Annotated in this window: 12 protein-coding genes and 1 pseudogene; 11 read left to right on the top strand and 2 right to left on the bottom strand. The window is 71.5% G+C overall.

What is annotated here, in order from left to right; translation table 11 throughout:
* Window positions 1-24: 24 nt before the first annotated feature.
* From IFT90_RS05855 to dapF, 9 genes and pseudogenes are all read left to right on the top strand, one after another.
* Entirely contained in the window at window positions 25-2,976 is a 2,952-nt protein-coding gene (locus tag IFT90_RS05855) for a DNA translocase FtsK (RefSeq protein WP_192041330.1), read from the top strand.
* A 1-nt stretch (window position 2,977) separates the two neighbouring features.
* Window positions 2,978-3,619, top strand: a complete 642-nt coding sequence (gene pgsA / locus IFT90_RS05860; protein WP_192041331.1) for a CDP-diacylglycerol--glycerol-3-phosphate 3-phosphatidyltransferase — start codon at window positions 2,978-2,980, stop codon at window positions 3,617-3,619.
* Window positions 3,616-4,107: a nicotinamide-nucleotide amidohydrolase family protein gene (locus IFT90_RS05865; protein WP_192041332.1), complete on the top strand. Its 492-nt coding sequence runs from the start codon at window positions 3,616-3,618 to the stop codon at window positions 4,105-4,107. The genes pgsA and IFT90_RS05865 overlap by 4 nt, the downstream gene beginning before the upstream one ends.
* 146 nt (window positions 4,108-4,253) lie before the next feature.
* Window positions 4,254-4,562: a helix-turn-helix domain-containing protein gene (locus tag IFT90_RS05870; protein WP_123548700.1), complete on the top strand. Its 309-nt coding sequence runs from the start codon at window positions 4,254-4,256 to the stop codon at window positions 4,560-4,562.
* A 37-nt stretch (window positions 4,563-4,599) separates the two neighbouring features.
* A pseudogene (locus tag IFT90_RS05875) lies at window positions 4,600-4,807 on the top strand (DUF3046 domain-containing protein); the annotation flags it as partial.
* A 305-nt stretch (window positions 4,808-5,112) separates the two neighbouring features.
* A complete protein-coding gene (recA, locus tag IFT90_RS05880; protein ID WP_123548702.1) occupies window positions 5,113-6,174 on the top strand; it encodes a recombinase RecA in 1,062 nt (353 codons plus the stop codon).
* A 248-nt stretch (window positions 6,175-6,422) separates the two neighbouring features.
* Window positions 6,423-6,971: a regulatory protein RecX gene (locus IFT90_RS05885; RefSeq protein ID WP_192041334.1), complete on the top strand. Its 549-nt coding sequence runs from the start codon at window positions 6,423-6,425 to the stop codon at window positions 6,969-6,971.
* A gap of 24 nt (window positions 6,972-6,995) precedes the next feature.
* Window positions 6,996-7,937, top strand: coding sequence for a tRNA (adenosine(37)-N6)-dimethylallyltransferase MiaA (gene miaA / locus IFT90_RS05890; protein ID WP_192041335.1), 942 nt, complete (start codon window positions 6,996-6,998; stop codon window positions 7,935-7,937).
* On the top strand, window positions 7,934-8,812 hold the full coding sequence (dapF, locus tag IFT90_RS05895) for a diaminopimelate epimerase (RefSeq protein ID WP_192041336.1): 879 nt from the start codon (window positions 7,934-7,936) through the stop codon (window positions 8,810-8,812). The genes miaA and dapF overlap by 4 nt, the downstream gene beginning before the upstream one ends.
* A 74-nt stretch (window positions 8,813-8,886) precedes the next feature.
* Here dapF and IFT90_RS05900 read toward each other — a convergent pair whose 3' ends face one another.
* On the bottom strand, window positions 8,887-9,510 hold the full coding sequence (locus IFT90_RS05900) for a methyltransferase (RefSeq protein ID WP_192041337.1): 624 nt from the start codon (window positions 9,508-9,510) through the stop codon (window positions 8,887-8,889).
* An 81-nt stretch (window positions 9,511-9,591) separates the two neighbouring features.
* On the opposite strand from IFT90_RS05900, the gene hflX reads away from it, so the two are divergent.
* A complete protein-coding gene (gene hflX / locus IFT90_RS05905; RefSeq protein ID WP_192041338.1) occupies window positions 9,592-11,163 on the top strand; it encodes a GTPase HflX in 1,572 nt (523 codons plus the stop codon).
* A 76-nt stretch (window positions 11,164-11,239) separates the two neighbouring features.
* On the opposite strand, the gene lexA is transcribed toward hflX, so the two are convergent.
* Window positions 11,240-11,926: a transcriptional repressor LexA gene (gene lexA, locus IFT90_RS05910; protein ID WP_192041339.1), complete on the bottom strand. Its 687-nt coding sequence runs from the start codon at window positions 11,924-11,926 to the stop codon at window positions 11,240-11,242.
* Window positions 11,927-12,178: 252 nt separating this feature from the next.
* Here lexA and IFT90_RS05915 point away from each other — a divergent pair, with 252 nt between their 5' ends.
* On the top strand, window positions 12,179-12,544 hold the full coding sequence (locus tag IFT90_RS05915; RefSeq protein WP_192041340.1) for a LysM peptidoglycan-binding domain-containing protein: 366 nt from the start codon (window positions 12,179-12,181) through the stop codon (window positions 12,542-12,544).
* Window positions 12,545-12,568: the final 24 nt, after the last annotated feature.

Here is a 12,568-nt window from a genome sequence, read left to right on the forward strand (position 1 = left end):
GCGGCGGGCGGTAACCTCGACGGCATGGCCACGCCCACCAAGTCGACCGCGCGCTCGCGCTCGGGGCGCGGGGCGTCCACGGGCGCCTCTGCCGCCCGCGGCGCGACCGCGGCGACCAAGAAGCTCCCCGCCGCGAAGGCGCCGGCACCCGTCGACGAGGGCCCCGGCGTCCTCGCGTCCGCCTGGATGGGCCTGGCCCACCTGACCGGCGGCGCCTTCCGGCTCTTCGGCAGCGAGTCCCTCGACAAGTCCGAGCGTCGTGACGGCGTGCCGTTCCTGCTCGTGCTGCTGGCGATCGCCGGGGCCGTGGTCGAGTGGCTGAACCCCACGAGCCCGATCGCCGTCGGCTTCGACGCCTACACGTTCGGCGGCCTCGTCGGGCGGGTGGCCTACGCCCTGCCGGTCATCATGGTCCTCTTCGCGGGGTGGTTGTTCCGGCACCCTGCCTCCGTGCACGACAACACCCGCATCGGCATCGGCCTCGGGCTGATGATCGTGTCGATCAGCGCGCTCTGCCACATCTACGGCGGCCAGCCCCAGGCCGTCGAGGGCATGCGCGCCCTGGCGACGGGCGGGGGAGTGCTCGGCTGGCTCGTCGCCTCCTGGCTGGTCATGCTCGCGACCGAGTGGGTCGCGGTGCCGGTCGTCGTCGTCCTGCTCTCCCTGTCCCTGTTGATCATGACCAAGACGCCGCCGAACCGCATCGGCCACCGTCTCGGCGACCTGTACCGCTGGCTCTTCGGCGAGACGACGGCTGACGCGACTGCTGCCACGGCCGACGGCTCCGCCGAGGGCGAGGCGGGCGAGCCTGACACCCTGCCCTGGTGGCGACGCACCAAGAGCGGGCGCGAAGAAGACCCGGCCTACGACACGCCCGTTGTCACCCAGAGCAGCGCCGACGACGCGGCGGACCGCCGAGGGCGGGGCTCTCGCCGTCGTGGCGCCGCCGGCCCGGTCTTCGTCGACCACGGCGCGACCATCGGCGGCGACGCCCCCGCCGCGGGGTCGCTGACCGCCGGGGCTGCCGCTGCCGACGCTCCGACCGACGTCTACCAGGCCGACCTGCTGCACGACCTCGACGCGGCGGAGGACGCCGTGCGGTCGTTCGGCATCGACGTCCCGCTGCACGACGACGAGCCGGCGCCCGCGACGTCCGCCGCGGGTCCCGCCGGCGGCGGTCCCTCCGGTGCGACGGCCGTCACGACCGTCGTGCCGTCCGTGCCTGCCACCGGCGTGCCGGCCAGCACGTCCGCGGCCGCGCCGGGCGAGAGCGACGTCGCCGCCGACTTCCTCGCCGTCGACGACGACGAGCCCGCTCCGCCGTCGCTCGACGTCGAGGACGACTCGCCCGTGGCGCCCTACCGCCTGCCGGCGGCCTCCACGCTCAGCGTCGGCCCGCCTGCCAAGGCACGCAGCGAGGCGAACGACGAGATCGTGCGCAGCATCACCGAGGTGCTCCGGCAGTTCTCCGTCGACGCCCGCGTCGTCGGCTTCAGCCGCGGCCCGACCGTCACGCGCTACGAGATCGAGCTCGGCCCGGGCGTCAAGGTCGAGAAGGTGACGGCCCTCAGCAAGAACCTGTCCTACGCCGTGGCCTCGAACGAGGTGCGCATCCTCTCGCCCATCCCGGGCAAGAGCGCCATCGGCGTCGAGATCCCCAACACCGACCGCGAGATCGTGTCCCTCGGCGACGTCCTGCGCTCCGGAGCCGCCGCCAAGAGCGTGCACCCGATGACGATCGGCGTCGGCAAGGACGTCGAGGGCGGCTACGTCGTGGCGAACCTCGCGAAGATGCCGCACCTCCTGGTCGCCGGCGCCACCGGCTCCGGCAAGTCGAGCTTCGTCAACTCGATGATCACGTCCCTGCTCATGCGGGCCAAGCCGACCGACGTGCGCATGGTCCTGATCGACCCGAAGCGGGTCGAGCTCTCCATCTACGCCGGCGTCCCGCACCTGATCACGCCGATCATCACCAACCCGAAGAAGGCGGCCGAGGCGCTGCAGTGGGTGGTGAAGGAGATGGACATGAGGTACGACGACCTCGCCAGCTTCGGCTTCCGCCACATCGACGACTTCAACCGCGCCGTCGTCGCGAACGAGATCGTGCTGCCGGCCGGCAGCGCCCGGTCGCTCAAGCCCTACCCGTACCTGCTCGTGGTCGTCGACGAGCTGGCCGACCTCATGATGGTCGCCCCGCGCGACGTCGAGGACAGCATCGTCCGCATCACCCAGCTGGCGCGCGCCTCGGGCATCCACCTGGTGCTCGCGACGCAGCGTCCGTCGGTCGACGTCGTGACGGGCCTCATCAAGGCCAACGTGCCGTCGAGGTTCGCCTTCGCCGTGTCGAGCGTGACCGACTCGCGGGTCATCCTCGACCAGCCCGGTGCCGACAAGCTGATCGGCCAGGGCGACGGGCTCTTCCTGCCGATGGGCGCCTCCAAGGCCATGCGGGTCCAGGGCGCGTGGGTGCAGGAGGCGGAGATCGCCGAGGTCGTCGCGCACGTCACCCGGCAGGCGCGTCCCGACTACCGACCCGACGTGGCGGCCGTGGTCGAGAAGAAGGAGATCGACGGCGACATCGGCGACGACCTCGAGCTGCTCCTCGCGGCGGCGGAGCTCGTCGTCAGCACGCAGTTCGGGTCGACGTCGATGCTCCAGCGCAAGCTGCGCGTCGGCTTCGCCAAGGCCGGGCGCCTGATGGACCTCATGGAGTCGCGGGACATCGTCGGCCCCTCGGAGGGGTCGAAGGCGCGCGACGTGCTCGTGACCAACGAGCAGCTGCCGGGCGTGCTGGCGAAGCTGCGCGGGCAGGGCGACGACGGGCTCCGGGGGCCGGCCCCCGCCTCCTCGGCTCCCACGGCGGTCGGCGCGGGCGACTACGGCGACGACCCCGTCGCCGAGATGACACGAGGCTACGACGAGGTCGACGGCGACGAGGAGTCGGAAGACGCCTGGGGCCTGACCGGCAGGGACTGACGTGACCGACGAGAGAACCCCCGACGCACCCCGGGCCGCGACGTTCCCCTGGCGGGGGCGCTTCGCGAGCCGCGGCGCGGGGCCGGCCAGCACGGCGAACATCGCCAACGTGATCACGGTCGTCCGCATCCTGATGGCGCCGCTGTTCATCGCCTGGCTGCTGATCGACGACGGTGCCGACGGCCCGCTGCGCATCGCGGCCGCCGTGCTGTTCGTCGTCGCCATCCTCACGGACAGCCTCGACGGCATGCTGGCGAGGGGCCTCGACCTCGTCACCGACTTCGGCAAGATCGTCGACCCGATCGCCGACAAGGTCCTGGTCGGCGGCGCGCTGGTCGGGCTCTCGATCCTCGGCGAGCTGCCCTGGTGGGTGACCGCTCTCATCCTCGTGCGCGAGATCGGCATCACCGTGTACCGCTTCGTCGTCATCCGTGACCGCGTCATCCCCGCGTCACGAGGCGGCAAGCTCAAGACGGTGCTGCAGGCCGTCGCGGTGACGCTGGCGCTCTTCCCGCTGTGGGTCCCGTTGGGCGACTGGGTTCACGGCCTCAACACGGTCGTGATGACGGCCGCCGTGGTGGCCACGCTCGTGTCGGGTGCCGACTACGTCCGGGTCGCCCTGAAGCACTCCCGCACGTCGTGACCACCGCGGCCGAGGTCGTGCACGAGCTCGACCGTCAGGGGCTCACCGTCGCGGTCGCCGAGTCGTTGACGGGTGGCCTGCTCGCCGCCGAGCTCATCTCCGTCCCCGGTGCGTCCGCGGTCGTCGTCGGGGGAGTCGTGGCCTATCACACGCCGCTCAAGGCCTCGCTGCTCGGTGTGCCGGCGGCGCTGCTCGCGGCCCGGGGCGCCGTCGATCCGGACGTCGCCGTCGCCATGGCGGCGGGGGCACGTCGAGCGCTGGCCGTCGAGGGTCAGCCCGCCGACGTCGGCATCGCGACGACCGGGGTCGCCGGCCCCGACCCTCAGGACGGCCAGGCGCCGGGCACGGTGTACGTCGCCCTGAGCGCAGGAGGCGAGGCTCGCGTCACGAGGCTCGCCCTCGAGGGCGACCGCGCAGCCATCCGATCGGCGACCGTCTCCGAATCACTCTCGATGCTGCATGACTGGCTCACGGGGCCTCGGGAATAGCCGGGGTTTCGGTCTCGTTACATCTCGCGAGTTCACAAGCGTCACACAGAGCTGGCTGGCTACAGTGGCACCCAGCTCGACAGCAGTGTTCCTCACCCACCCCTGAATCCCGTCACGGTGGGTCCTATGTCGCAAGGAGGGGTCCCATGGTTCTGGTCCGTCAAGAGATCGGCGACGTCCTCCGCGACTTCCGTCTCCAGAAGGGCCGCACGCTGCGACAGGTCGCCTCCAAGGCGAGCGTCGCACTCGGCTACCTGAGCGAGGTCGAGCGTGGGCAGAAAGAGGCCAGCTCCGAGATCCTCGCGTCGGTCGCCGACGCGCTCGAGACGCCGATCTCCGTGATCATGCGCGAGGTGGGCGACCGGATGGCCGTCATCGAGGGTCTCAACCCGATCCCCGACACCCTGCCCGACGACATGGTCGCCGAGTTCGACACCGACCTGGTCGTGCGCTGACGCCCCTGACCTCACGGTCTGTCATGCAGTACGCCTNCCGCAGGGCGGTCGACGACGAGTTCGGCGAGGCGTACGGACGAGTCGTCACCCGCGACCTCGTCCTCACGTCGCTGGGCGACGAGACCGCGGACGAGGCGCTCCGCGGCGGCGTGCCACCGCGCGAGGTGTGGCTGGCCCTCTGTGAGGCCGAGGGCGTGCCGGTCGCGCGCAGACACGGAGCCGGGCTGCCCGAGCCGCGTCGCTGACCGTCGTCACGGACGCGCGCGCCGCGGCCCGTCGGCGATCAGGTGTTCGACACGCCGGGGTCCGAGTTCGAACGTGCGTTCGGCACGGTGGTAGCTTCCTCCACAAGGGCGTCGACGCCCGAGTGCTCCACCTCCTGCCGAGATCGCGTCCGCGATGTCGGTGGCGGGTCGTAGCGTTCACGCATCGACGTTCCACCGCTCCCGCATCCGCGGGGCACCAGCCTTGTCGTCGAGACCGCCGCCCCCGGGCCGAGCGCGACGCGACAGCCTACAGGCGCACGGACAGCAACCACGAAGGAGTCACCATGCCCTCAGCAGAGAACCGCGAGAAGGCGCTCGAGACGGCGCTCGCGCAGATCGACCGTCAGTTCGGCAAGGGCGCCGTCATGCGCCTGGGCAGTGACGAGCGGGCTCCGGTCGCCGTCATCCCCACCGGCTCCATCGCGCTCGACGTCGCGCTCGGCATCGGCGGGCTCCCTCGGGGCCGCATCGTCGAGATCTACGGCCCTGAGTCCTCGGGAAAGACGACGCTCACCCTGCACGCCATCGCCAACGCCCAGCGCGGCGGCGGCATCGCGGCCTTCATCGACGCCGAGCACGCCCTCGACCCCGAGTACGCGAAGAAGCTGGGCGTCGACATCGACGCGCTGCTCGTCTCGCAGCCCGACACGGGCGAGCAGGCGCTCGAGATCGCCGACATGCTGGTCCGCTCCGGCTCCATCGACCTCGTCGTCATCGACTCCGTGGCGGCGCTCGTGCCGCGTGCCGAGATCGAGGGCGAGATGGGCGACTCCCACGTCGGCCTCCAGGCGCGTCTCATGTCGCAGGCCCTCCGCAAGCTCACGGGTGGGCTCAGCCAGACCGGCACGACGATGATCTTCATCAACCAGCTGCGCGAGAAGATCGGCGTGTTCTTCGGCAGCCCCGAGACCACCGCCGGCGGCAAGGCGCTCAAGTTCTACGCCTCGGTGCGACTCGACATCCGCCGCATCGAGACCCTGAAGGACGGCACGGACGCGGTGGGCAACCGCACCCGCGTCAAGGTCGTCAAGAACAAGATGGCACCGCCCTTCAAGCAGGCCGAGTTCGACATCCTCTACGGCGTCGGCATCTCTCGTGAGGGCAGCCTGATCGACTTCGGCGTCGAGCACGGCATCGTCCGCAAGTCCGGTGCCTGGTACACCTACGAGGGCGACCAGCTCGGTCAGGGCAAGGAGAACTCGCGCAACTTCCTCCTCAAGAACGCCTCCGTCGCGCAGGAGATCGAGCAGAAGATCCTGGCCAAGCTCGGTGTCGGCGGGGCGAAGCCGGTCGAGGCGCCCGTCGAGTCGATCGAGGCCAAGATCGCCGCCCGGAAGGGCGCATGACCTCGCACGACGACGAGTCGGCTGACGACCTGGCTCCCGTGACGCCCCTCTTCGGGGTCCGCGGGGCCAGGTCCGGTCGTACAGGCGCAGACGCAGTCGCGTCGAGCCACCCCTCGAAGGGGCTCGCGTCTGTCGGGGACGACGACGAGCCTGTCGACCCGTCGGGAGACGGCGCGCGGCGGGATCCGGTGCGTGACGCGGCAGCCGCGCTGGCCGCCGTGACCGAGCACTGGTCGGACGGGTCTGCCGTGGCCCCTGCACACGGCGACGAGGCAGAGGCCGAGGAGCCGCCCGAGGACCTGGACGCTCAGAGGGCCCGGGCCGAGAACGTGAGCTTGCACGCGCTCAGTCGACGGGGAGTCTCGTCGGCTGAGATGGCGTCCCTGCTCGAGGCGCGCGACCTCGATCCCGAGGTCGTGGCCGACGAGGTGTCGCGCCTCGAAGGGGTGGGTCTCCTCAACGACCGGGAACTCGCCGAGAACCTCCTCGAGACGAAGCAGGGCCGCAAGGGCCTCGGTCGGGGCGCCGTGACGTCTGAGCTGCGCTCGCGGGGCATCGATGCGTCCGTGATCGAGGAGGTCCTCGCCGAGACCGACGACGCCGACGAGCAAGCCAGGGCCGATGAATGGGCCGAGAAGCGTGCGGGCTCGCTGCGGGGGCTGGACAGGGCCACGGCCGAGCGGCGTCTCAACGGCTACCTCATGCGTCGCGGCTACCGCTCTGACACCATCCGTCGTGCCGTCGAGAAGGCCCTGCCGCGCGGTGGCAGCAGCCGGGGCGGCGTCCGCTTCGAGTGACGCCCCGCCCTACACTGGGGCACCATGTCGACGGTCGGTGAAGCGCTGGGCGACGGCCTGGTCGCCGTCGTCGGCTCGACCGGCACCGGCAAGTCCGCGTTCGCGCTCGAGCTGGCCGAGCGTTTCCGCGATGCGGGGCGGTCTGCCGAGATCGTCAACGCCGACGCGATGCAGCTCTACCGGGGCATGGACATCGGCACGGCCAAGCTGCCCGAGGGCGAGCGCCGAGGCGTGCCGCACCATCTCTTCGACGAGCTCGAGGTCACAGCCGAGGCCAGCGTCGAGTGGTACCAGTCCCGTGCCCGTGCAGTCATCGACGACGTCCTCGCGCGCGGCGCCGTGCCTCTCCTGGTGGGCGGATCCGGGCTCTACGTCTCGAGCGTGCTCTTCGACTTCCGGTTCCCGGGCACCGACGTCGCTGTGCGACAGCGCTTCGAGCGGCTGGCCGAGAGCGGCGGCCCCGGCGCGCTGCACGAGTTGCTCACGCAGACCGATCCGGTCGCCGCCGAGCGGATCGGGCCGCACAACGCCCGGCGGCTCGTCCGGGCCCTCGAGGTGGGCGAGATCACCGGCGAGCCGTTCTCGGCGGCCCTGCCCGACGAGGCACGGCGGTGGCGTCCCTCCTCGATCGTCGGGATCGCCGAGGAGAGACCGGTCCTCGTCGAGCGTCTCGACGCCCGCGTCCGGCGCATGTGGGCCGACGGCCTGCTCGACGAGGTGCGCGGCCTGCTGCCGCTCGGCCTCGCCGACGGGATCACCGCCTCCCGGGCCATCGGCTACGCCCAGGCGGCGGCGCAGCTGCGGGGCGACACCGACGAGGAGGCGGCGATCGCCGAGACGCAGGCGCTCACGCGTCGCTACGCCCGCCGCCAGGTCAGCTGGTTCAAGCGGTACCCGGACGTCGACTGGTCGACCACCGGCGACCCGGCGGCCGTCGAGCGGGCCCTCGCTAGACTCCTCGCGTGACCACGACGCTCCAGTTCACCAAGGGACAGGGCACCGGGAACGACTTCGTGTTGTTCACCGACGCCGACGGCGAGACCGACCTCGACGGGGTGGCCATCCGCGCCCTGACCGACCGTCGCTTCGGCGTGGGGGCCGACGGGGTCATCCGTGCCGTCCGCTCGTCCGCGCTCCCGGCCGGCGCCGCGGCGCTGGCGAGCGATCCCTCGGCCGAGTGGTTCATGGATTACCACAACGCCGACGGCAGCCTCGCCGAGATGTGCGGCAACGGCGTCCGCGTCTTCGCGCGTTACCTGGTCGAGCGCGGCCTGGTCGACCTTCCCGTCGGCGAGGCCCTCACGATCGGCACGCGCGCCGGCGTGCGCACGGTGCGGCGTGACGGCTCGGGCTTCCGGGTCGACCTCGGCGCCTGGGCGCTCGGGGACGACGAGCCGACGGTCCGCGCCCGGGAACTCCACGCGGCGAGGCCGGGCCTCTCGCTCTCTGTCGGCAACCCGCACGTGGTCGTCGCCCTCGCCTCCGACGACGAGCTCGACGGGCTCGACCTCTCCTGGGTGCCGGTGCTCGACCCCGCGCCCGCCGAGGGCGCCAACGTCGAGTTCGTGGTCCCGTCCGACCCGCTCGTGGTCGACGGCATCGGTCGCATCCGCATGCGCGTGCACGAGCGGGGCAGCGGCGAGACGCTCTCGTGCGGCACGGGTGCCGCGGCTGCGGCACTCGCCGTGCGGCACTGGGCCGGTGCGGGCGCGCCCGACGACTGGGCCGTCGAGGTGCCGGGCGGCGTGCTCGGGGTCCACGTCGCGCCCGGGGCCGACGGTGAGCACGTGTCGCTCAGCGGACCGGCCGAGCTCGTCTTCAGCGGGGCGCTGACCCTTTAGCGTCCGTCCGTCCGCCACGCGTGGGCGCCGGGGCCCCGGGCCGCGAGGGCGCACGCCCTGTCGTCGTCGCTCGTCTATGCGAGGGACGAGGAGGCGCGACGGGCCCGCAGCACGCGGTATCCCTTGCTCGTCGAGGCCCGCTCCACCTGCACCACGTCCGCCATGGTCGCGTTCATCCACGCCTGGAGCGAGTCGGCGCCGAGGTTCTTCTGCACGACGAGCCAGGCGTCGGAGCCGGGCTCCAGGCGAGGGAGCCACGTCTCGAGGAGGCCGTGCAGCACTTCCTTGCCGACGCGGATGGGCGGATTCGACCAGATCGATGCGAACACGACGTCGTCGGGAACACCGTCGGGCGTCACGGCGTTGACGTTGACGAGGCCCGCGGCCCGTGCGTTCTCACGGACGAGGTCGAGGACCCTCTCGTTCACGTCGACGGCCCACACCGTCGCGTCGGGTGACGACAACGCGAGGCTCAGTGTGATGGGGCCCCATCCGCACCCGACGTCCAACAGGTCGCCCGTCGCGGGCGGCTGCGGTGCACCGGCCAACAGGACGGCCGTGCCCGGGTCGACCCTTTCGGGGCTGAAGACGCCCGACGCCGTCGTGAGCGTCAGCTCTCGCCCTGCGAGGGTCGCCGTGATCGTCCGCCGACGCAGCTCGCTCTCCGGGTTCGGGGAGAAGTAGTGGTCGTTGGTCACGCACGACAACCTACCGAACATCAGCTGCCTGGCCCGTGACGGCCCAGGCTCGACCCCCTCCGGAGGGCTAGTATCACTTCGATGACAGACACCCCCACGACCCCGCTCGACGACGAGCGCGACGGACAGCACGGCGACGACGTCGTGGCTCGGGTCCTCGAGCGTGCGGCGTCGCGGGCGTCCGCCTACACGATCTTCTCGCCGGCCCAGGCGATCCAGACCCGTTCCCTCGACGCATCGGGCGACGGCGACCAGTACGACCGCGAGGACCGCGCCGCGCTCCGTCGCGTGGCCGGCCTCTCGACCGAGCTCGAGGACGTCACCGAGGTCGAGTACCGACAGCTCCGCCTCGAGAACGTCGTCCTGATCGGCGTCTGGTCGCAGGGCTCGCTCTCGGACGCCGAGAACTCGCTCCGTGAGCTCGCCGCGCTGGCCGAGACCGCGGGCGCCTCGGTGCTCGACGGCCTGCTGCAGCGTCGGCCGAACCCCGACCCCAGCACCTACCTCGGCAAGGGCAAGGCGGAAGAACTGCGGCAGACCGTGGCCGCCCTCGGCGCCGACACGGTCATCGCCGACACCGAGCTCGCACCGAGCCAGCGGCGTGCGCTGGAGGACGTGGTCAAGGTCAAGGTGATCGACCGCACGGCCGTCATCCTCGACATCTTCAGCCAGCACGCGAAGAGCAGGGAGGGCAAGGCGCAGGTCGAGCTCGCCCAGCTCGAGTACCTGCTCCCTCGCCTCCGTGGCTGGGGCGACTCGATGTCGCGTCAGGCCGGTGGCCAGGTCGGCGGTGCCGGCGCGGGCATGGGCAGCAGAGGCCCCGGCGAGACGAAGATCGAGCTCGACCGTCGCCGGATCCACACGCGCATGGCCCGCCTGCGACGCCAGATCAAGGAGATGAAGCCGGCACGTGACGCCAAGCGCGCCAACCGCGACCGCAACGAGGTGCCCTCCGTGGCCATCGCCGGCTACACCAACGCCGGCAAGTCGAGCCTGCTCAACCGGCTGACGAGCGCCGGCGTCCTGGTCGAGAACGCCCTGTTCGCGACCCTCGACGCGACCGTCCGCAAGAGCGAGACCGCCGACGGCCGTCCCTTCACCTACGCCGACACGGTGGGCTTCGTCCGCAACCTGCCGCACCAGCTCGTCGAGGCGTTCCGCTCGACGCTCGAGGAGGTCGCTGGCTCGGACGTCATCGTGCACGTCGTCGACGGGTCGCACCCCGACCCCGCCGCACAGCTGGCGACGGTGCGCGAGGTCATCGGCGAGGTCGACGGCCGGGACATCCCCGAGGTCGTGGTCTTCAACAAGAGCGACCTCGTCGACGACGACCAGCGGCTGGTGCTGCAGGGGCTCGAGCCGACGGCCGTCTTCGTCTCGGCGCGCACGGGCGAGGGCATCGACGAGCTGTTGGCCAAGCTCGCCGGCCTGCTGCCCGAGCCTGAGGTCGAGCTCGACCTCCTCGTGCCCTACGACCGCGGCGACGTGGTCTCGCACCTGCACGACTCCGGCCGGGTCCTGACGACCGACTACGACGAGCAGGGCACCCGGGTCCACGCCCGCGTCTACCCGAGCGACGTCGCGGCGCTCTCGCCGTTCGTGCGCACGGACGCTGCCGACGCCGTCGAGACCGCGGAGCCAGCCGCCTCCTGAGCCGTTCGCTCCCCGCACGACGAAGCGCCTCCGACCCGGTCAGGGCAGGAGGCGCTTCGTCGTTGTCAGGACGGCGTCAGACCGAGCGGAGCACCGCCACGACCTTGCCGAGGATCTGCGCGTGGTCGCCCACGATCGGCTCGAACGCGCTGTTGCGGGGGAGCAGCCAGGTGTGGCCGTCCCGCTGTCGGAACACCTTGACGGTGGCTTCGTCGTCGAGCATGGCCGCGACGATGTCGCCGTTCTCGGCGTCCTGCTGCTGTCGGACGACCACCCAGTCGCCGTCGCAGATGGCGGCGTCGATCATGGACTCGCCGACGACGCGGAGCATGAACAGCTCGCCCTTCCCCACGAGCTGGCGGGGGAGCGGCATGACGTCCTCGACCTGCTGCTCGGCCGTGATCGGGATGCCGGCCGCGATGCGCCCGACCATCGGCACGTGGGCGGTGTCGCCGTCGTCGCTGGTCGAGAGGATGCTCGTGACCGTGGCGACGGGGGCCGGTTCGCCCAGCACCTCGAGAGCACGGGGGCGGTTCGGGTCGCGACGGATGCGGCCGGCGAGCTCGAGCTGGTTCAGCTGGTGGGTCACGCTCGACAGCGACTTGAGGCCGACGGCGTCGCCGATCTCGCGCATGCTCGGCGGGTAGCCGCTCTGGGCGATGCTCGCCTGGATGGCGGCGAGGATCGACTCCTGCTTGGCGGTGAGCGCCTTGCGCGGGGGCGTCGCCGGGGCGGTCGCCGTCGCGCTGTGCCGGTCGGTCATGTCTCTCCTGCCGTCGATGTCGGTGGTCGCTGGTGTACTCGTCCCACCGACTGGAACCTATCGGATCACGGCCGCCTGGCGAAACACATGTTCGAGTGTGTCGCGCATTCCTGCACCGGGTGTTCGAAGAAAGTGGTTGCCGTCGGGCTCGATCGAAGATATGTTCGGTACACGTCTTCGTGTCCGGCATTCCCGGCCGAGTGCCGGGCACGAACTCGTACGACCAACTCTCGCGGTGAAAGGAACCACCTCATGAGCAGCATCAGCAGCAGCACCCTCGGCACGACCACCGGCACCAGAGTCCCCCGCACGCGCCTCCGCATCACGCGTCGAGGCCGACGGGTCGTGGGTGCGGCGGTCGCGCTCGGCGCCGCGGGCATCGTCGCCGCGGGCCTCCTGCTCGGCCCGGGTGCCGTGGCGTCCGACCAGGCTGCGGACGTGTCGTTCGCGCAGGTCACCGTCGAGGGCGGCGAGTCGCTGTGGCAGGTCGCGAGCGAGATCGCCCCCACCAAAGACCCGCGCGACGTCGTCAGCGACCTCGTCCGCCTGAACAACCTGCCGAGCGCCGAGGTGGCCGCGGGCCAGACGCTCGCCGTCCCCGAGAAGTACACCCGCTGATCTGACCTGATCCGGCCTGCCCGG

The organism is Frigoribacterium sp. CFBP 8766, from assembly GCF_014841435.1.
In the GTDB taxonomy this organism is placed as follows: domain Bacteria; phylum Actinomycetota; class Actinomycetes; order Actinomycetales; family Microbacteriaceae; genus Frigoribacterium.

Coding starts and splice junctions, on each gene's coding strand:
- IFT90_RS05855 (WP_192041330.1), top strand. CDS start 25: ATGGCCACGCCCACCAAGTCGACCGCGCGCTCGCGCTCGGGGCGCGGG.
- IFT90_RS05870 (WP_123548700.1), top strand. CDS start 4,254: ATGGTTCTGGTCCGTCAAGAGATCGGCGACGTCCTCCGCGACTTCCGT.
- recA (WP_123548702.1), top strand. CDS start 5,113: ATGCCCTCAGCAGAGAACCGCGAGAAGGCGCTCGAGACGGCGCTCGCG.
- miaA (WP_192041335.1), top strand. CDS start 6,996: ATGTCGACGGTCGGTGAAGCGCTGGGCGACGGCCTGGTCGCCGTCGTC.
- hflX (WP_192041338.1), top strand. CDS start 9,592: ATGACAGACACCCCCACGACCCCGCTCGACGACGAGCGCGACGGACAG.
- lexA (WP_192041339.1), bottom strand. CDS start 11,926: ATGACCGACCGGCACAGCGCGACGGCGACCGCCCCGGCGACGCCCCCG.
- IFT90_RS05915 (WP_192041340.1), top strand. CDS start 12,179: ATGAGCAGCATCAGCAGCAGCACCCTCGGCACGACCACCGGCACCAGA.